Raw genomic sequence first — 20812 nt, 5'->3', positions numbered from 1 at the left:
TTTTTACCCTCCTATGGCGGTGATTGGGTCCACTTTTGTGATCGTGCGTATTGAGAAGACGCCGCCTACAACTGCTACAACGAGTAAGACCCCACTATATAGCAACCATTGTGTCCAAAAAATAGCGAATGGCATCGCACTTGGTAAAAACAAGCTAGTTAGATAAGCAGCTAGAACTGCTAAGGCGACACCAATGACTCCAATAACAAATGACTGTGCAATCAACGATTTAGCAATAAATGAATTGCGAATCCCTTGAGCTTTCATTACGCCAAAGATCGCCGTTTTTTGTAAAGTGATGACATACATAAAAATGCCAACTACTGCTGCTACGACAAGAAACAAGAAGTAAACCATTGCATTTAGTGTCATATTTTGTGCAGAATAACCTGGAAGACTTTCAATAAAATCAGGAATCGTCAGTTTTTGTAAATCTTTTGATGCGCCATCTTTATCAATTACAGCTGATTGTTTGGTCACGATCGCATTGATCGGCTTTTTGTCATCTGAAGCAAACGGTTGGGCTCCATATTTTAATTGTGTCCAAGTTTCTAGATCTGTATAGATGACTGGTGAGACCGTATAATAAGTGGCAGGAAAAATTCCAACGATCGTAAATGCTTGGTCATCGCTACCGATTTTGATTTGATCTCCCAACTTATATTGATCTTGTGCCAGATTTTGGGAGATAATTATTTCATTTTTCTTATCAAACATCCGACCATCTGTGATTTTAGGTAATAAAAAGGCATCGTTAGTCGTACCAAAGACTGTCACATTTTCTTTGTTTTTGCCCTTGATTGCTCCACTGAACAAGCCAATTGGGGCTTTATCTTTTGCATCTACTTGATTAAGATCGCCTCTTGTCAATTGAGATGCTGCAAAGACTTGATTAGCATCTTCGGACAAAACGATTTCTTGAGCACCCCAATCATCAATCGCTTTTTTAAATTCTTCTGCTAATCCACTTGCTAGACCTGATAGCATGAAAACGACATAAGCAATCAAGAACATGATACCGATAATGAGTCCGTATCGTAGTTTTGCGTATTTCATTTCTTTCATTGCTAAAAACATTACTTTCCCTCCTACATTTTCCTTTTTCGATAGTGACATTTTGTCACTGTAGAAAAGTATAGCGCAACAGTGACAAAATGTCACTCAACAAAACTCATGAAACAATTCGCTAATACTACAAGATCATTGTCTTTCCGTTTATTGGTTACAGTTTTTCTTATAGTTGGCGATGTTACTATATATGAATCATGAGCAAATAAACGTTGGTATAAATAGATATCAGTAAAAGGAAATAGAAGAAAAACGAAAAATAAGCTACAATAATAAAATAGAACACCAGTTTGAACAAAAAGGAGGTTCTTTTATGGATCAAAAAACACGAAAACACATTCAAGAAAAGTTAAAACAACGCATCGCACAGCTTCCTCCTATTTTCCAAGAATTTTTAAAAGAAAATCAAAAAAAGCTTTCATTAAGCAGTCGTTATGAATATGCAAAAGATTTTCATTTATTCACGGATTATCTTCACGAAGCTTTAGATCAAGAGATCACGGATGAAGTTATTCTTCGTCTTGAAAAACAAGACTATTTAAATTTTTTAGATAAAGTCTATCAGCATACTCGTTCGTTTCAGACCACAGCTGATCAACAAACAAACCAGTTATTTAAAAATAGCTATTATGGTCTTTCGCGAAAACAATATTCGTTAAATCATTTTCTACGGTTTTTGTATCAAAAAGGGTTATTGACTGAAGAAATATCTCTATTAGGAAAAACGCTCCCTGAAACTACTGCTGCAGCGCCTCGATTCATAGACGCTTCTTTGTTTCAAGACTTTGAGCATCTGTTTATTCCTATGAATGGCTTTAACTCTTCACGAGAAGCACGCTTTGAAATAAGGAACCGACCAAGAAATTTAGCGATTGCAGCTATTCTTTTATATTGCGGGTTAAAGATCCATGAAGTCGTTGAATTAAAAAGAAAAGATATTGACTTAAATAAACAAATCATTCATCTTAGCCGTAAAAAAAATCGTCTTAATCAGTTGCCAATTCCCAATGAAGCACTGCCATTCATTAAAAACTATTTAGCAATAACTGATACTGGGACAGGACCTGATTCTTTTGCTTTTCGTTCATCTCATGACCAGCAAATCTCTCCACGGACGATTCGCCAAATACTAAGTAAAATCACTGTATATAAAAATATTTCGCCAGAATTATGTCGTAAAACTTACGGGTACTACGTTTCCCTTTATTTTGATGATCTGGATATCGTCAATTTCCTTTATGGTAATCGTTATATCAATGAACATTCATTTGAAGAAGTCCATCAAAAGATGTTAGAGTTCTCTTACAAGGAAATAACAAGTATCAAAAAATGAAATAACGAAATATAATTCATTTTTTCACAAAGAAAGCTGTTTTTTATTTAGGGTTTGTGCTAAGATTATAGCTGAATTTGCAAAGTAAATGATTTAATTCACAAGTTTTTCTTACTTTGCTTACCAACTTGTTTATTAAATGAAATCGGAGTGTGACTTATGGAAACAATCGCTTATTCCCCACTAAATCTTTTTTCTAATTTTCAAGAAGCAGCGAATGCTACACCAGATGTACCAATCATCTTTGACCAACCCTTAGCAGCTTTTCCGGAACTTGGTTTTAAAAGCACTTACAAAGATACTTGTCAACTCGTTTTGACTCGTGCCTATCAATTAGCTCATTTGGGTGTCGGACTTGGTGATAAGGTCATGATCTACAAAAGTTCAGCTTTTGATACTTATTTATTAGCTGTAGCAACAGCTTATCTTGGGGCGGTACCAGCAATGATCTCTTATCACTTCCCTACCCCCACTTTAGAAGTCTTTGTCGACCGTTTAGAAGATCCATTTATCCTTTTTGATGATGAAACGGCTGAACGAGTGGCTGGCATTTCAAATGGATCAAAAGAAAAACAAATTGCTGTTTCTAAACTATTGACTCAACCAGCAGAACCAGTGGCACAAAATCAATTGGGGAACGATGAAATTTCTTATATGACCCATACTTCAGGAACCACAGGTATTCCTAAATTGATTTGTCATTCTGCTCATTCAATGGGCTGGCGCACCAAATGGCAAAAAACTGTCTTTACTAAGATCGCAGAGAAAAAACTTGTGGCTTTCCATATCTCTCCTGTTCATTCTCGCTTCAATATTGGTATTTCTTCGTTAATGGCGATGGGCTTTCCAATGATGCCGTTAGCGGATGCTCAAGGGGAAAACGTTGTGGCCATGTTAAAAGAAAATCCACCGATTGCACTTGAAACACATCCAAACAACTTTGTTCAGTGGAGCTTTACAGCGAAAGAATATCCAGAAGCTTTTGCTGGTATTCGTTATTACCATTCCACTTTTGATGCGATCAACAACTCTACTATGGAAACATTCTTACGGACTTCTCCTAATCAAGAAGCTGTTTTCTTACAAGTTTATGGCCAAAGCGAATGCGGACCGATGATTTTAAAAGCTCATACATTAGAGAGTTTAAAAACGAGTAATGCGAGAGACATGGGTGTGGGACTTGGCGACTTAACCAAAGCGCGGATCGCAGATGAAAATGGGAACGTCTTACCTGCTAATACAGATGGACACATCCATTTATTATCAAAAGGTCGTGCATTAACTTATTATAAAGAAGATGCTCGTTTCCAAGAAAATGTTTATGGTGCTTGGTGGGACAGTGGTGATTACGGCAGCATGGATGAACAGGGGCATTTGTTCTTAAAGGATCGTCAAGTGGATTTGATCGATACAATCAATAGCAATTTAGCGATCGAAGATTTCTTGTTAGACTCATTAGAATTTCTATCGGAAGTGGTCATCGTTCGTGATAAAAACAATGCACCACAACCATTGATCGCTCTTGCTCCTAATCACGAAATGGATTGGGATCGTTGGTGGAAACAAGTGCATGAGTTACCTCGATTGAATACGCCGATTATCAGAGATTATGAAGATATCCCACGGACTGCGACAATGAAAGTCCGTCGACTACAAATTGAAAAAGAACTAAAAGCATAATAAACAGAACACTGACGTTATCCCCTTACCTAGCAGGTATAACGTCAGTGTTCTCTTTTGTTTAACCATTTTTCAGTTGTTAAAATTGTAGGAATGACAAAAAAAGATTCAATTTATTGATAATAATATCTAATGAAGTTGTTCTTTTGAGTATGCATAGCTTATGTTTTCTTCTAGCTGTTAAGTTGCCAACAATACAGTGTACTTGTTTCATTCAGATGATAGATAAATTTTGGTGATCTAAAGAATACGCAAAATTGGATGACATAAAAATATGCCAATTGGCTGTTTTCTTTTCTAACAACTTTCGTTATACTCTTTTCGTGGAGGGAAAACAATGAGAAAAATACTTACAATTGGTGGTTCTGACCCTTTTGCCGGTGGAGGAATTCAATCCGATTTGAAAACTTTTGAGAATTTTCAACTTTTTGGAATGAGCGCGCTCACCTGTGTAGGCATGTTAGACGAAAACAACGCATTCCTCTTAGAAAATCTACCTGCTAAGTGGTTGGAACAGCAACTTGCTTCGATCCAGAAGATGACAGACTTAGCGGGTATCAAAATTGGCTTATTGCATTCTCTTGAAGCAATCATGATCGTCCGAGATTTTTTAAAAAAGCACCCTCAAATCCCAACCGTTCTTGATCCGGTTTTAGCTTTTAAAGAAACTACTTCATTAGCGAATCAACAGTATATTGAGTGCTTAGTGAAAGAACTCTTCCCCCTTGTTGATCTTGTCACGCCCAATCTTAAAGAAGCGGCTCTCCTTTCTGGAAAGAAAAAAATTTCAAGCATCAATGAAGTGATAGAGACAACCAAATTTATTCATACTTTAGGAAGCAAAGCGGTCGTTGTTAAAGGTGGCTCTGGGATCCATGGCGATGAAGCAATCGATGTTTTGTATAGTCATGACGGACTAACCACTTTTACAATGGAAAAATTAACACGATCAACGGTGAATGGCGCAGGATGTACCTTTTCTTCTGCTATTACAGCGAATCTCGTCCATGGCTATACGCTCCCACAAGCCATTCAACGAAGTAAAAATTACGTTTATCAATGTATTTTAAACGGTGTTGAAATGAATGATCAAACGGGCAGTGTCTGGTCTGGCGGTAACATCAAAGGAGGGATTTAATCGTTGAATACGAAACGAATAACAATATATGCCATGCTGATCGCTTTAACAGTAGCATTATCTTTAACAATTTTAGTTCCAATACCAGCAACTAACGGCTTTGTCACGCTCTGCGAAGCTGGCATCTACACCACTGCTTTATTATTTGGTCCATTTGGTGGGTTCGTTGTCGGTGCCTCAAGTGGTTTATTCATCGATTTACTGTCAGGTTATCCGCAATGGGCCCTTTTTTCATTATTGATCCATGGTTTGCAAGGATTGGTCAGTGGCTATTTTGCCGAAAAAACAAGCAAAGGTCGATTTGTCGGTCTTTTTATCGGTAGTTGTCTGATGATTAGTGGCTATTTTTTAGCAGGTTGGTTTTTATATGATTGGCCTGCGGGGGTAGCTTCTATTCCTGGAAATATTTTTCAAAATATTATAGGGGTTGGATTGGCTTTACCACTCACTCAAGCTCTAAAACGAACGAGAGTACAAAAAGAAAGTAAGTAATGAAAGGAAGAATAAAATGAGCATCACAGAAGAATCTTTAAAACAAGAATTAACCAAAATGGTCAACGAGGTATTAGCAGAAGCAAATTTAAAATCTGGCGATTTATTTGTATTAGGATGTAGTACCAGTGAAGTGGTCGGTGGACAAATTGGTAAAAACTCAAGTGCTTCAGTTGGACAGTGGATTATCCAAACGATTAGAGAAATATTGCAACCTTTAGGAGTCGCTTTAGCTGTTCAAGGATGTGAACACATTAATCGAGCCCTTGTCGTCGAACGCTCCGTAGCAGAGCAAAAACAATTTGAAATTGTTTCTGTTGTACCAGCCTTACACGCTGGTGGCGCTTGTTCAGTAGCAGCGTTTGACCAATTCGATGATCCAGTAGAAGTGGAACATGTGGTAGCGCAAGCTGGGATCGATATCGGTGATACTTCCATCGGTATGCATGTCAAACACGTTCAAGTACCTGTTCGACCAAGCAGTCAAACATTAGGAGCCGCGCATGTTACAGCTCTGCGTTCACGTCCTAAATACATTGGTGGTCCGCGAGCTGAGTATGAAGTGATTTAAAAGAATCAATTAACTGATAACCTACCTAATATTTATGTAAATGTTATTCTTTATTATAAAATATTCACTTATTATCTAATTTCTATAAAGGTACAGTCACCCAACTTCATACAGTATGTCAAAAAAGTTTGCCTTGGACTTCATTAGAAAGCTCAAGACAAACTTTTTTTAGTTTCTTTTTTTACTGTTTACAAATAATTTCGCTTCATAAGAATCAAGCTTACCCACTCGTTTAAATACACGTTCTTCTTGATTCGTGAGAAGTAATTCCCAAGGAACATCAACTTCATTCGGTAATGAATATTCCGCTACTTCACTCGTAAGATTGACCATAATCAGATAGTTTTTATCGGTAAATGATCGTTCATAAACATAGAGTTGGTCGTGTTCAGCGAGATATTCTTTGAATGAACCATAGATCAATCCTTGATTTTCACGACGGATGCGGATCATTTGTTTGTAGAAAGATAAGATCGACGAAGGATCGTTTTCTTGTTCTTCTACGTTAAGTGTATGATAGTTGGGATTTACCATCAGCCAAGGTTCGTTTGTTGAGAATCCGGCATATTTTTCTGATCCCCACTGCATAGGTGTTCGGCTATTGTCTCTTGTTGTATCAGCAACGATATCTATAGCTTCCTCAGGAGATTTTCCTTCTTCTAGCAATTGGTTATAAAGACGTCTTGAATCGACGGCATCGATTTGTTCGATGGCAGTAAACGGCATATTCGTCATACCGATTTCTTGTCCTTGATAAATAAATGGCGTTCCTTGCAGGAAAAAGTACATCATTGCGACTGCTTTTGCTGATTTTTGCCAATAATGTTCAGGATCACCAAAAACAGAAACTGAACGAGGTGTATCATGATTTTCCATATAAAGTGCATTCCAACCCTTACCGTCTAAAGCGGTTTGCCAGGCACTTAACGCTCTTTTTAAATTGATAACATCAAGTTTTCCTTCTTTTTCGTGCTTCCAAATCGAGATATGGTCAAATTCAAAGATCATGTCAAAATAACCATCAGCGCCGACCCATTCTGGACCTTCTTCAGCCGACACCCCGCTAGCTTCGCCAACAGTCATAATGTCATAGTCATCAAAAACATCTTTTAATTCATTTAAATGTTCGTCGATCCCGGAAACATTTTGAAAAGGAGAAAAGGGGTTTTCAGTTGCTTTAACAGAATATTCATCTTTTTTCACATGGGAAATCGCATCTAAACGAAACCCATCGATCCCTTTATCTAACCACCAGCGAATCATAGAAAAAAGTTCATTTTTTAACTTGTCGCTTTCCCAATTTAAATCAGGTTGCTCTTTAGCAAAGACATGCAGATAATATTGTTTCGTCTGTTCATCATATGCCCAAGCTGAGCCACCAAAAATCGATTGCCAGTCATTCGGAGCGTTTTCAGGTGTTCCATCTACCCAGATATAGTAATCTCGGTAAGGATTATCCAGTGATTTCTTTGATTCAATAAACCATTCGTGTTGATCAGAGGTATGATTGATCACAAGATCCATAATGATTTTGATCCCTTGTTGATGTGCTTCTGCCAGTAATTGATCAAATTCGGCCATTGTTCCAAATTTTTCTAAAATATTTTGGTAGTCACTAATATCGTAACCGTTATCAATAAAAGGCGAAGAATAAACTGGATTGATCCAAATAAAATCAATCCCTAATTGTTTTAAATAAGAAAGCTTTTCACGAATCCCATTGAGATCCCCAATGCCGTCTCCATTACTATCCATAAAACTGGCAGGATAAATCTGGTATCCGACCGCTTCTTTCCACCAAGCTTTTGTTTGAGTCATTGTCTTCTTCCCTTCTCTTTTTCTCTATTATAAAACAATGCCACTATTTTTTGTTGATGTTACCGATAACATCGTTTTCTCTTTAACAGTTTCCTTTTTTGTTTCGTTATCTGGTTTGCAGAATGTGAGGATTTAACAGTCGATTAACGATCAAAAAGAGTCTGATAGATAAACTAAATGGTGTTTAACCATACGCTACAATGCGTTCATAACCTCTTCCCGTTGTTCCAGCAGTCGCTCTAACAAAAAAACAAGCCGAAAATCCAAAAATAGGAACTATTTTCGAATTCTTCGGCTTGTTCTCAGAGCTAGGAACTTCTGTCACAATCTCTCTTAGTCGATGAATGGACTTATACGTGACTCCAGCTATTTTCAGCTATTTACAAATAGCGAGCAATCAATTGGATCAATTGCTGTGGTAACTCGTTGATGTCTGTCATATCAATGAAACGATTTTCCCCATATATCTCTTTGATTTCTTTTTGATCCTGTCCAATCGCAGCAGCCACAAAGATGACGCCTTGACGGTCATATTCAGACAGAACACTTTGGATGTCTTCCCTTGCCTTCTTCCCAGTATAGTCTGGTAAAGCTTTAGGCTGGCCATCGCTAATCGAGATCAGCAATTTAGTCGTGGCAACTTCTTGGCTTAGTTTGTTAGCAATTAGTCTCAAACTGGCACCATCACGATTGTTTTGTCGTGGTTTCATCGTCACTAACTTCTCATCTAACCATTGGAAATCATCACTAAATTCTTTATATGAAAAAATTGAGGTCTTTTCTCTCGTTGAGACATCTGCTGTATCTCCATAAATCATTAAAGGAATATTTACACGTTTAGCAAATTCTGCGATGGCGATCGCTGCTTTTTTTGCTGCTTCGATTCGTTCATCTCGAATCATTGAACCAGATTCATCAATCCTTAAAGCCACTGCCAATGAAGGTTGTTCGTGGGGTGGATTTTTCTTATCGAAATAACCTAGGTCATTATAGGCCACACGACTCGCATTGAACCGTTGACCTTCATATTTTCCTTTTTGATAAGTCGTTGATTCATCATTTTCCAACAAATCTAAAATTTGACGGCTTAATGTTTCAACGATCGGTAAAACTTGTTGTCTGATTTGTTCTGCTTCTTGTGCTTTGAGTTCAAATTTTGGTCGATGAACGATCAGTCCTTCTTTTTCGTGCATCGTCTCCTTCATTATTTGTCGTGCTTCTTTCGTTAACTCACGTTTGATTTCTTTGTCGTAAGCCTCCATATCAGAGGCAGACATTTTTTCTGAATTATCTTCTGCTTGTTGCTCCTGTTGCCCCTGACCTGAAACTTCTTGACTTCGTTCTTGTTCAAATGAGAAAGACTCTGCCTTTTTTTCCTCTTCAATCTCAGCATTCTCCACTGGTGGAGTTTCTTCTTCGATCTCAGGCGACTCATTCTCCATTAAAGACAACGTTTCTTCTGCTAGTTGATCGATATTACGTTCATCAGCTTCTTCATCGTTAAGGATTCTGCCTCGATTTCTTGAAGCTTCTTCTGAAAGACGTCCCCACTTTATTTGCCGTAATAATTCACGAAGTTCTTCAAGAAGCCCACTTTGTTCTAATGCTTGGGTTAATATCTCCAATTCTTCTGGAACAGTGGTCAATTTATAGAGAATTTTAGGATAAATCGATTGGAAAAGATCTTGCCCTTGTTTCCAAGTATTTGCCCAATAAAAGTAAGAACGCATACCAGCCACTCCCTTGATGGCATTCGCTTTGGCAGTATCATCTAATAAACGAATGATCTCCGCTAATTTCAAGAGCAGTTCAGGTTGTTGAATCTTTGTCTTACCTAAGGCTCGCTCAGCCATCACTTCAAGTGAAGGTAAATCCATCTTCTCAGCATGTTGCATCCGATCTCTCAAAGATTCATTCAACGGACGATTACCTTGGTAGTTCCGATTTGTTGTGATGATGATGACGCAATCTGGATGACGGACGACGACACCCGTGGGTAAATTCAATAATCCATTTGGCTCAAGAGCGGAATTTAAAGCAACTAATACGGAAGCATCACGGATCACCGTTGGCTCTTGGATTTCTAACAAATACCCTTTTTCGATCGCTCGAACAATTTCAGAGGGATAATATTTATAGCGAACGTTACTATTTTCATTATGTTCCATCCGCTTGATGAAATCAGCCAGTTTGGATTTAGCCATTTCTGTACTAAGATTATAGTGATTTTTTATTAACCGTAAGACAGCCTCTAATGTCTCTGTTTGGTTGATTGCATCAATCAATTCTTGATCTTCATCTACGTCAGACTCAACAATAGGCAATAGCGCACCAAAGACATCTGATTTATCCATATCCGCAAAACAAGTTATTTTCGTATAAGGAAGTTGTAAATCAGCCGAAAGAGCTTTAGCCAGTTGCGTTTTTCCTGACCCAGCATCCCCTTCAAGCAAGATGTTACTGATCTTCATTTCAGGATCATTCCAGTTTTCAAAGATTTCAGCTGCGATTCTTTGTTCTTCTTGACTGGTTCGATGACTCGTTGGCTTTTGCCAAATCATTTGTTTTTCAACACTTGAAAATTGACGGTCTTTTGTCAGTGAGAAATCTTCCAATGTACCTCACTCCTTTTTTCCTTAATACCCTAAATCATCTAATAGACGTTTCAAAATTCGGAAACGTTCTCCGATCAATTCGCCATCTTTTTGTAACGTGTCATAATAGAGCATAATATCTTCATCGATCTTAGGATTTTTGGTATCCACTTCAACCGTCATTCGATTTCCTTGAAGTCCAATAATATCGACAACTGGATTTTCAGGATCATAAAATTTTTCATAGCGATACGCATCTTGAAAATACAAACTCCCTTGCGCAGCTAAAATTGCTAGATCTAAGATCCGAGTGATTGGTAGTTCTTCCGATTGGCGTGACCATTTTTCACCCGTATGGCGCCATACCTTGCCTGAAATATCAACTTTTCCACGATCATTCCATTGTGCTAACCCTAAAGATAGTCCTTTAGCATCCGTATGCAAAGCATTTCTACCATCAACTTGATCATAGTCTTCAACGACAATAACAGGTTTGTGTTTTAAATTTGTTGGGATTTCCATCTAAATCCATCCTTTCTCTTTTAGTAAATTACTAACCTAGTGATTTACTCATTTACTAAACTTTTAAGGATTATACGCCTTATATAGAAAAAATGCAAAAAAAGCATCGTATCCCAATGAATGAGAGACGATGCTTGCATTGAATTGAATAATCTAAATTATTGCGCAGAGATGGCAAGCCCGATTGCTTTTTCTCCTAAGTGACTACCAATCACTGGACCAAAATGACCAATCTCAATGTCAGCATGCGGGTATTGCTTTTGTAATTTTTCTTTTTCTTGTATGGCAACTTCCAAATTATTTGCATGAATCACATAAAGTTTAACAGGTGGTGCAATTTCCTCATTTCGCATGCCGATGACTTTTTCGGCACGAGCGAAAGCTTTTTTACTTGAACGGATTTTTTCAAATAAAACGATTTTTCCTTCTGAAAAAGTCAAAATCGGTTTGATTTTAAGCAATCCACCTATCAATGCAGCCCCATTGGTCAAGCGTCCACCGCGTACTAAGTTGTTCAAGTCATCCACGATGAGATAAGCATACGTATTATCTCGGATACGATCGATATGTGCGATAATTTCTTCGAGAGATTGACCTTTTTGATTTAAATCTAGAGCAGCTTCTACCATGTGACCCATTGGCATACTCGTGATCTTAGAATCATAAGGAACGATTTTTACACCATCAATGTCGTTTTTCATAGCATGTAATGTGTTGACAAAGCCGGAGATCCCAGAGGATAAATGGATACTTAAGATGGTATCGTATCCTTTTCTTTTCAGTTCTTCGTAAAGCGCCAGTACTTCTCCAACTGCAGGTTGTGAAGTGGTCGGGAAGTCTTTGCTTTTATTTAGAAGCCCATAGTATTCGTCAGCTTCTATGTCTATTCCTTCATTGTAGATTTTCCCATCCAAAATGACAGGGATCGGAATAACGAACAAATCAGGATGATTTTGGATTCGTTCAGGCAAATAAGCCGTACTGTCAGTAACTACTGCAAGTTTCATTTATTTAATTTCCTCATTTCAAAGAATTTTACCAGTCTATTTAACTATATCATAAGAAAGATGACATTTGAACCTCTCACTCAAAAAGTGAGAGAAACAATCACGTCCCTCTCACTTTCTGTAGCTTTAAAAAATTATCATGAACTGGATGTTGTTCCTAATTTTTGGTTGAGTGATGCCGATGCTGGAAGTTTTTAAGTAATTGGAGCCCATTTCTGCCAAATTGAGCAAAGAGAAATGTCAGCCCACCTATTCCACCAAGGCCAACACAATAAACAACAGCATGGGCTTTCGACGTCATCGTCAATTGGAGGTTCAATAGGATAAATACAATCGAACAAAGAACCAGCATCAACAAGGTTGAACGGAATGTTTTAAGAAAGAAAAATCTGATTTTAGCTAGAGGTGCGATTCGATACTCTTTACACATATAGAAATAACCTCTGATAAACACGATCGCAAAAGCCATTGTGTTTGAAAAACTCATACCATAACCGCCAAATAGTGCTAATCCGATCACTTGAAAGACAATTTTCAAAATAATCGCTTCAACGGTCAGCCGAATCGCAATCATATGATGGCTAAGTGATTGTAACATCGTCGAAAGAATCGTGAACAATGAAAAGAATAATGAAGCGAGTAAGGCAAATTGGAAATAGCCGACACTATCAGGATCATATCCAAAAAATAAGGTATACAATGGACCCGCCAATAATGACATCCCCGCAAGAGAAGGAAGTAAAATCAAGACAGCAATTGAAAAACTATCTCCTACTGTCTTTTCAATTTGCAAACGATCTTTTTTTCTCAAAGTACTTAAAATCGGCAAACTACTGATTGCGACTGTACCAACCATAGAAATCAAGATCAATGTCAACTTGTTGGGATTAACTGACGCTCGACTAAATAAAAATTCCAATTGTTGATTCGTGATTTCAGGTCTGAAAAAATGCAACAACGGCTTCATCGTCACTTGGTCAATCATTTGCACGATGGTAATAACAGATCCCACAAAGATGAAAGGTAAAGTTTCACGAATGATCGATACCGACTCTGCCCGATTTTCATGCTTGAAATAGCGACTAGAGATCAAGAAATCTTTTAATTTGAAATAATCATTTTTTATTCCAACGAAATACATATGGATAATTGCTGCTAACCCACCAAAGAAGGATGCCACTGTACTGATCAGAACAGCTTCTAAAATCGTTCCATCGGTCAAGACGCGTAAGTAAAACGTTCCTGCTAAAATGACCAGGACACGAACCGCTTGTTCAATGATTAGTGAGGTCCCATAAGGTCTCAGATTGTTTTTCCCTTGAAAATAACCTCTCATTGCACTAAGAACTGGAATGGCGATCAATGACGGACACAAACTACGAATTGCTAAGATCCCATTATTTACATTTGCAATTGGGCTGATTCCTGCAAGCATCGGGGCAAAAAGATACATCAGCACAGCAGAAATGATTCCAATGACAAACATGATATTGATGGTACTGCGAAAAATCGTTCGACAGCCCTGTTCATCATTTTCTTTCGTTGCTACAGCGACTTTTTTAGCAATCGCATTAGGAAACCCAACTGTTCCCAGCATCAGGAACAAGCCATAAGGTAAATAACCTACATTGTATAAAGTGGTCGCTAACATTCCTTCTTGATTGTTCCCCATCATACTTAGCCATGGGATCAAGTAAACAACACCTAATACCTTACAAAGCAAATTAGCAAAGGTTAACCAAAATGTTCCTTGCATCAATTTTTTATTCATTAAATTTTCCTCAACTATCTATATTTAAATCAATACCTTTCCCATTATAGCAAAAATTCAAAGAAGGACAAATCATCCTTAAAATTTTAATAAAAAAGGCAAAAAAAAAAAAGCCATTCTCTAAAACTAAGAGAAGGCAAAATTTTGGAACTGTTTAAAACATCGACAGCAAAAATACCGAAGCAAGTCCAGTTACTACTGATAATGCCATAGAATGAGTTTTATACGCCACGCCAACTACGAGAACCATAGCTAAGATTTTGATATTCCAAGCAATGGCTAAATGTTCATGGGTAATAAAGACATCCTTGAATGCTAAAGCTGCGAATAGCGCAACAGGCACATATTTCATCCATTCACTAAACCATGAAGGGACTTTCCGATGGGTAAAATAGAGCATCGGGAATAGTCGTGGCACATAAGCCACCACGAATAAACTAAGTACTAAAAGAATAAGATACGTCTTAGTCATGATGTTGACTCTCCTGTTCTGGGAAGTTGAATAGTGGTTCATTGACATGTTTGCCACGGTTTTTTAATCGTTTTAATTTTTTTGCCTTCTCTTTTTTGAAAGCTTTCTCTAAAGCAAACCCTGCAAAAGAGGCGATCACCGTCGCAGCAATTAAACCTAATGTATTTTGGAACATGACCATGAAAGTAACGCCTAATACACCAGAAAACAATCCTGTAAAAATGAGCAGCTTATTTTTCATTTGCATGACAAACATGAAGATAAACATCGCAGTCAGTGCAAAGTGAACGAGATCAGCATCTACATGGATAACAGAACCAAACATGTTTCCAATCATGTTACTACCTGTCCAAGAAGCCATCGAAAACCAATTTACATATAAAGCTTTACGCTTATTCCATGTAGGATCAGTTGAATATTTAAGATAATTAACCGCATAATTTTCATCATTTAACGATTGTGAAAATACCGCCAAGAATAGTCTCTTTTCTTTCTTCATAAAACCTGAAAGACTCGACCCTAACAATGTGTAACGTAATTCCAAGAAAAATACCATCAAAAGTGTCGTTGCAAAAGATGCTTGAGTTGTTAGCATCGAAGCAACTAAAAATTGCGCTCCACCAGAAAATACTAATATGGACAACAGACCGGTTAAGATTGGATCAAAACCCACTTTTTGCAATAAGACACCACAAGCTAACCCAACTGGTATATAACTTAAGCAAAGTGGCATTACTGCGTGCAAAGCCTGAAGCCATGGCGCACTTTTCTTTTTATTCATCAAAATGTCTCCTTCAATTACAACAAATAAACAGCGGACTCATTGTAACATAAAAAAACGAAATTGTAGCCGTTTTATCTAAAAACAATATTATATTTTTCTCATTTTAAGCTTGAATATTGAAATTTCAAATCATAAACAAGTTATTTTTATGCAACATAAAAGCATTGTTTTGCTGAAGAATCAGCATGGTCATCTTCGATAATCAGGGTCATATTTATCAGTTTCAATATAAATATAAACTTTTTTATCATTTAAAGACTGACGAATCGTTTCTTCAATGTTATTGATGATTGCATACGATTCATTCTCTGGGTGTTCAAAGATATCGATTTTAGCAGCTACCAATACCTCAGTTGGGCTCAGATGAACGGTCTTTACATCGATCAAACGAGAGACTTCCGGACGCTCAAAGGCTTGCTTGATTTTAATCAAGTCACTCGTTGTCACACTTTCACCAACAATCAAACTATAAAATTCTTTTGCTAAGAAAATGGCAGCTCCCATCAACAATAATCCGATCAATAGGCCGCTAATCGCATCAAACGCCGCAATTCCTGTTACCATCGTCAAGACTGTTCCTAATAAAGCAAGAATGAGTCCGATCACAGCACAAAAATCTTCAGTAAAGATGATCAAAATTTCACTGTGACGACTTTCTCTCAAAAATTTCATCAATGATAACTTTTCGGTATTCAACTCATGGATTTCTTTCATAGCGATACGTAATGACGTTCCTTCAATGGCTAATCCAAAAATTAAAATAATGATAACGATCAATGAGTTATCAACTTCATGCGCAGGATGGGTCAATTTTTCAAAAGCTTCCATGACTCCCAAAGCTCCCCCACCAAAAAAGAGCATGGTTGCCACAATTGTGCTAAAAAAATATTTTGCTCTTCCTTCGCCAAATTGGTGTAATTCGCTTTGCCCTCTATTCGCTCGTTTATCCCCAAAAAGCAAAAGGATTTGATTGCTGCAATCGACGATACTATGAATACTTTCATTCAGCATTGCCGCACTTCCACTAATGGCATAACCGACAAATTTACTGATTGCAACTAAAATATTCGCACCTAATGCAGCAATCACAGAGAACATCCCGCTCTTTTTAAAATTTTCCATCTTATTTCCTTCTTTCTTTTCTTCTCAACAGTTTCTCAGTTAACTATCTCTCGGAAGAACCGTGTGATCTATTGCCTGCAGACGGAACAAAAAACATGCGACAATCTCTCTAAGGATTGCCACACGTTTATATCCTGTCTAAGCCTTTCGAACCATCAAAGGAACCAAAAATTCGTAATTGATAAAGAAATCAATCACTGATCGATGGTACTCCCCAGAAGAAACTTCAAGCATTGTTTGGTTTTTCTGATTTTTGGAAATGATCATGGATTGTCCTTTATCTAATAGAACTTGGTATTTTTCTTCTCCAATTTTTTCAAAATCATATTGAGGATTTTTCATCGCTACGATAAAGATGTCATCTAGTACCTGGTCAGTCAATTCAAATTGACTTTGAAGATTCAGATGTAACGGTTGGGTGTTATCTAGTAAGGTTTGCTTGACTAAGAAACCTAAGTGACGTGCATGAGCTAATATTTGGTTGAACTTATGGTTGAAAATAGTCAGTTGACCAGCAGAGAATACCCGTTCAACAGACCAATAACGAATCAAAGATAACACACGGTCATCCTGAACCGTGATTTCCATCGTTTCTGGTGAAACTTCCAATAAGTTGAGTGATTCCACTTGGTATCGTTGATCAATCGTCGGAAGAACAAAAGAAAATACTAATTGATTGGACTCATTCAAACGATAGTTGATCGAAAAATGTCGTGTTTCCCAAGTATCATAAGTGGTATTAGAGAATTTCAAACCAATATCATTTAAAGGTTTTAGCAACTCATAAGTAAAGTATTCGATCAAACTTGTCTTACCAATCGGGGAAATAGGTTCTGCTTTTAAGATATAGCGTTCAAAAGCATCTAATAATTGTGAAAAGTCCGATTCAAGTAGATATTTCCGTAAGCGTAAATCCGCTAATTCTGCCTCTGCTGTTTCAATCAAAAGAACAATGTCTTGATGGTCTTTTTCCTTTGTTTCTAAATAGACTTGATTTTCCCTCACTTCATGTGGATGACTGGATTCAATTGCCTCTAATTGTTCAGAAGTGACCTGTTCATTTTCATCAAGCAAATCATCTTCAGAAGCAGAGTGATTGCTGGAGTTTTCAGGATCTGTTTCTATTGCTTCTTCCGCCACAGTCGTTTCTGCTAACGATTGTGCTTCCAGCTCTTCATTTTTTTCTAACTCTTCATGCTCATTCATTCCTCTACCCCTCCCTCTTGCATCGATACTTCTGGGTTTTCATGTGGATCAACATTACCTAAGTAATTCATTAGGAAATGATGGATGGTTTGACTGAACCCTTCTATCCCACCGAAGTAGCGATTGATTTGTCGTTGTTCTTTTTCAACGATCGCTGCACGTAATTGATTCGCTTTTGCTTCGTTAAGTAAAGCAGCTTTTTGATTTTGGATTTTTTCAGGTGCTTCAAGATAAGGCATCCAGCCTAATTTTTCATTCGATAATGCTTGTTTTTGTTTTTTTAGTTCTTGGATTTCTTCATCAATTTTTTTACGATTTAAGAATCCTTTAGTGTCATCCAGATCAGAGATTTGGCGATCCACTTCTTTTAATTCTTCATCCAGACGATCGATCTCGGCTTTTGCAGTGATGACTTTAGCATCAAGTTCGTTAATTTGTTGACTGTAGTCATCCGGTTCTTGGTTTGCATAGGTGCCCCACTCTTCGTCAATTTGGGGCAAAACGAAAATTTCCGGTAGACTAGCATCGATGCCAATTGTTGGCCTTTCGTGATAATACGTACCGATCTTGTAATAACTCATCGTAGGAGAAATCTTTTCGACTAGCTCCATAAATGGAAATTCTTGAATAAAGCGATCATGAATTTTCCGCATTAATAGCTGATCGATTTCATGGTTTTCATTCGAACTTTTTTTCAATTCCTCATTTAAATGACCATTATACAGTTGATAGATTTCTGGAATGTTTTCTTCACGAACAGCTCTTTCAAATGCTTGTAAATCCTCTAACAGTTGAGATAGATTCGTGCTAGCTTTTTCTTTGATATCAAAAAAAGTAGTGTCATCTTCTTGCTGAATGATGATTTCTTCGTTATTTTCTTGTGGTGTTTCTTTCATTTTGATTACCTCCTCACAGTTATCCACTTTCTTGGACAGAAGCACAATAGGTTGAGTTTACTTACTATTGAATTGATAATTTAATAGTACCATTTTATAGAAAAAAATGTTACAAAGGGCTTCCTCCTCTATGTATCTTTTAATCAATATTCATTGATTATCCACCGTTTTGATAAGGTCTGATTATTGTACTTTCACTATTGAATAATCTTACGTATCGAGAGTAAAACAAAAGAGTGGAAAGAGGATTGAAGCGACCTCCAAAAGTTAGATTCTAACTTTTGGGGGTTACTACAGATCCCCCCACTCTTTTTCACTCAGTAATTTTTTTATTTTTGAGGCAGATCTCTGGTTGTGAAGTGAATGCGCTGATTTTCATCACGAGATAATAGTGTTTCTTCATTCAAATAAGTAAACTTCATCTCTTCTAAATCAGTATTTTCGAGCATTTTTTCATAACCGGTAAAAATCGAACGGATATATTGTTTATATGCGTTTTTCTTTTTCTGTCTTTTTTTCATGTGACACCTTCCTTATCAAAACTATCATACCAATGAATTTAAGATGAAACAAGCCAGATTTGAGATTTTATCTGTTGTTTTAATCCGGTATTAGTTACTAGTTGACGAAAATCAAAAAAAATGAAAAAATGCTTTAGTACTTAAGGAGGGAATCTCGTGAAAAAAATCGGTTTTGATTCAGAGAAATATATCGAAGAACAATCAGCATATATCCTTGAACGAGTGAATCACTATGACAAATTATATTTAGAATTTGGAGGCAAATTGGTCGATGATAAGCATGCCAAACGTGTTTTGCCTGGCTTTGAAGAAGATGCAAAAATCAAATTGTTACAAAAATTAAAAGACCAAGCAGAAATCTTGATTTGCGTCTACGCTGGAGACATTGAACGTAATAAAATTCGTGGGGATTATGGTATCACTTATGACATGGATATTTTACGCTTGATCGACGAAATGCGTGGCTACGGATTATCTATCAATAGTGTCGTCATTACTCGTTACAATGGTCAGCCAGCTACGAATGTCTTCGTCAATAAATTAGAAAGACGTAATATCAAAGTCTACAAACATTCAGAAATTGAAGATTATCCAATTAATGTTGAAAAAATCGTTTCTGAAAACGGCTTTGGCAAAAATGAATATATTGCGACCAGTAAGCCAATCGTTGTTGTTACTGCTCCTGGACCTGGTAGTGGCAAATTAGCAACATGTTTGAATCAGCTTTATCATGAAAGCCAAAAAGGACAATCAGCAGGTTATTCAAAATTTGAGACCTTCCCTGTTTGGAATGTCCCATTGAAACATCCACTAAACATTGCCTATGAAGCTGCCACTGTGGATTTAAAAGATGTCAATATGATCGATTCCTTCCATTATGATGCCTATGGCAAGGTTGCTGTAAACTATAATCGAGATGTTGAAACCTTTCCAGTAATCAAACGGATCATTGAAAAAATCACTGGTAAAGAATCAATCTATCAATCCCCTACCGATATGGGTGTGAATCGTGTGGGATTCGGAATCGTTGATGATGAAGTTGTGCAAGAAGCTTCTCGACAAGAAATCATCCGCCGCTATTTCCAAACAGAGTGTGATTTCAAAAAAGGATTGATCGATGAGGAAGCAGTAAATCGAATTAAATTGATCATGGAAGAAGTAGGTCTTCAACCTGAAGACCGTCAAGTGGTATTGCCTGCTCACGAGTATGCAAAAACTGTTCAAAATGACAGCAACGATCCTTCTGCGGTGATCGCGATCCAATTACCTGATGAAGTGATCATTACAGGACGCACCAGTTCTTTAATGAATGCTTCTGCTGCCGTCATTTTAAATGCGATCAAACATTTGGCACATATCTCAGATAATATTCCATTGTTGTCGCCACTTGTTCTAGAACGGATTCAAGGGATGAAGTCTTCCGCACTGCATTCTTCCGTTGATACATTGAGCCTAAATGAAGTACTGATTGCTCTTTCGATCAGTGCGGTAACCAACCCTATCGCTCAAGTAGCTTATGACAAACTTGCTGAATTAGATGGTGCTCAAGCTCACTCGACAGTCATCGTCAATAAAAATGATGAACAAACGTTGAAACAATTAGGTATTGATATCACAAGTGCTCCCTTCTATCCATCGGAAAATTTATTTTATCAATAAGCATTGTTTCTTTATAAACAAATAGCTGAATAAACTCTTAAAAGATTTTATTTAAATTGCACCTGAAAAAGTGCAACTGATAATCTTTTAAGAGTTTTATTTTGTTGTATCCGTTTCAATTGAAATGTATGCGCTTCAGTCTAAAAAAGCGATGATAA

At 37.2% G+C, this 20812-nt stretch carries 18 protein-coding genes; 6 read left to right on the top strand and 12 right to left on the bottom strand.

Annotated features, from left to right (window positions below):
* Positions 1–3: 3 nt before the first annotated feature.
* Positions 4–1077: an ABC transporter permease gene (locus AB3I12_RS01510; protein ID WP_063627109.1), complete on the bottom strand. Its 1074-nt coding sequence runs from the start codon at positions 1075–1077 to the stop codon at positions 4–6.
* Between the two features lie 304 nt (positions 1078–1381).
* On the opposite strand from AB3I12_RS01510, the gene AB3I12_RS01505 reads away from it, so the two are divergent.
* From AB3I12_RS01505 to AB3I12_RS01485, 5 genes are all read left to right on the top strand, one after another.
* The gene (locus tag AB3I12_RS01505) at positions 1382–2401 is read left to right on the top strand and encodes a tyrosine-type recombinase/integrase (protein WP_063627110.1); all 1020 of its coding nucleotides are present in this window, start codon (positions 1382–1384) and stop codon (positions 2399–2401) included.
* A gap of 159 nt (positions 2402–2560) precedes the next feature.
* Positions 2561–4081, top strand: a complete 1521-nt coding sequence (locus AB3I12_RS01500; protein WP_034866587.1) for an acyl-CoA synthetase — start codon at positions 2561–2563, stop codon at positions 4079–4081.
* Between the two features lie 337 nt (positions 4082–4418).
* Positions 4419–5219 (top strand): hydroxymethylpyrimidine/phosphomethylpyrimidine kinase, encoded by an 801-nt coding sequence (locus tag AB3I12_RS01495; RefSeq protein ID WP_063627111.1) that lies wholly within the window; start codon positions 4419–4421, stop codon positions 5217–5219.
* Positions 5220–5222: 3 nt separating this feature from the next.
* Positions 5223–5711, top strand: a complete 489-nt coding sequence (locus tag AB3I12_RS01490; RefSeq protein ID WP_063627112.1) for an ECF transporter S component — start codon at positions 5223–5225, stop codon at positions 5709–5711.
* A gap of 16 nt (positions 5712–5727) precedes the next feature.
* A complete protein-coding gene (locus tag AB3I12_RS01485) occupies positions 5728–6282 on the top strand; it encodes a TIGR01440 family protein (RefSeq protein WP_063627113.1) in 555 nt (184 codons plus the stop codon).
* 168 nt (positions 6283–6450) lie between these two features.
* Here the strand turns inward: AB3I12_RS01485 and AB3I12_RS01480 are convergent, their stop codons facing one another.
* The 11 genes from AB3I12_RS01480 to AB3I12_RS01430 all read right to left on the bottom strand — a co-directional run bounded on the left by AB3I12_RS01480 (position 6451) and on the right by AB3I12_RS01430 (position 18995).
* Positions 6451–8100, bottom strand: coding sequence for an alpha-glucosidase (locus AB3I12_RS01480; protein WP_063627114.1), 1650 nt, complete (start codon positions 8098–8100; stop codon positions 6451–6453).
* Positions 8101–8480: 380 nt separating this feature from the next.
* Entirely contained in the window at positions 8481–10715 is a 2235-nt protein-coding gene (locus tag AB3I12_RS01475; RefSeq protein WP_063627115.1) for an AAA family ATPase, read from the bottom strand.
* Between the two features lie 21 nt (positions 10716–10736).
* Positions 10737–11216: a DUF6530 family protein gene (locus AB3I12_RS01470; protein ID WP_010719161.1), complete on the bottom strand. Its 480-nt coding sequence runs from the start codon at positions 11214–11216 to the stop codon at positions 10737–10739.
* 158 nt (positions 11217–11374) lie between these two features.
* Positions 11375–12223: a DegV family protein gene (locus AB3I12_RS01465; RefSeq protein WP_010719160.1), complete on the bottom strand. Its 849-nt coding sequence runs from the start codon at positions 12221–12223 to the stop codon at positions 11375–11377.
* Between the two features lie 157 nt (positions 12224–12380).
* Entirely contained in the window at positions 12381–13994 is a 1614-nt protein-coding gene (locus tag AB3I12_RS01460; RefSeq protein ID WP_010737578.1) for a polysaccharide biosynthesis protein, read from the bottom strand.
* A 154-nt stretch (positions 13995–14148) separates the two neighbouring features.
* Complete coding sequence (locus tag AB3I12_RS01455; RefSeq protein WP_010737579.1) at positions 14149–14466, bottom strand: AzlD domain-containing protein; 318 nt, start codon at positions 14464–14466, stop codon at positions 14149–14151.
* On the bottom strand, positions 14459–15247 hold the full coding sequence (locus tag AB3I12_RS01450) for an AzlC family ABC transporter permease (protein WP_010719157.1): 789 nt from the start codon (positions 15245–15247) through the stop codon (positions 14459–14461). The genes AB3I12_RS01455 and AB3I12_RS01450 overlap by 8 nt, the downstream gene beginning before the upstream one ends.
* A 192-nt stretch (positions 15248–15439) precedes the next feature.
* Positions 15440–16372: a cation diffusion facilitator family transporter gene (locus AB3I12_RS01445; protein WP_063627116.1), complete on the bottom strand. Its 933-nt coding sequence runs from the start codon at positions 16370–16372 to the stop codon at positions 15440–15442.
* A gap of 138 nt (positions 16373–16510) precedes the next feature.
* The gene (locus tag AB3I12_RS01440; protein ID WP_063627117.1) at positions 16511–17578 is read right to left on the bottom strand and encodes a hypothetical protein; all 1068 of its coding nucleotides are present in this window, start codon (positions 17576–17578) and stop codon (positions 16511–16513) included.
* Positions 17575–18474 (bottom strand): hypothetical protein, encoded by a 900-nt coding sequence (locus tag AB3I12_RS01435; protein ID WP_053766018.1) that lies wholly within the window; start codon positions 18472–18474, stop codon positions 17575–17577. The genes AB3I12_RS01440 and AB3I12_RS01435 overlap by 4 nt, the downstream gene beginning before the upstream one ends.
* A gap of 329 nt (positions 18475–18803) precedes the next feature.
* Complete coding sequence (locus AB3I12_RS01430; RefSeq protein ID WP_010719153.1) at positions 18804–18995, bottom strand: hypothetical protein; 192 nt, start codon at positions 18993–18995, stop codon at positions 18804–18806.
* A gap of 156 nt (positions 18996–19151) precedes the next feature.
* Between AB3I12_RS01430 and AB3I12_RS01425 the strand changes: the two genes are divergently transcribed.
* Positions 19152–20654 (top strand): DUF1846 domain-containing protein, encoded by a 1503-nt coding sequence (locus tag AB3I12_RS01425; RefSeq protein WP_063627118.1) that lies wholly within the window; start codon positions 19152–19154, stop codon positions 20652–20654.
* The last annotated feature ends 158 nt before the right edge of the window (positions 20655–20812 follow it).

Origin of the sequence: Enterococcus sp. C65 (assembly GCF_040887165.1) — a bacterium.
GTDB classification, from domain to species: domain Bacteria; phylum Bacillota; class Bacilli; order Lactobacillales; family Enterococcaceae; genus Enterococcus_B; species Enterococcus_B hirae.
Note: the sequence above shows the minus strand (reverse complement) of the source record. Positions and strands in the feature narration are given on the sequence as shown.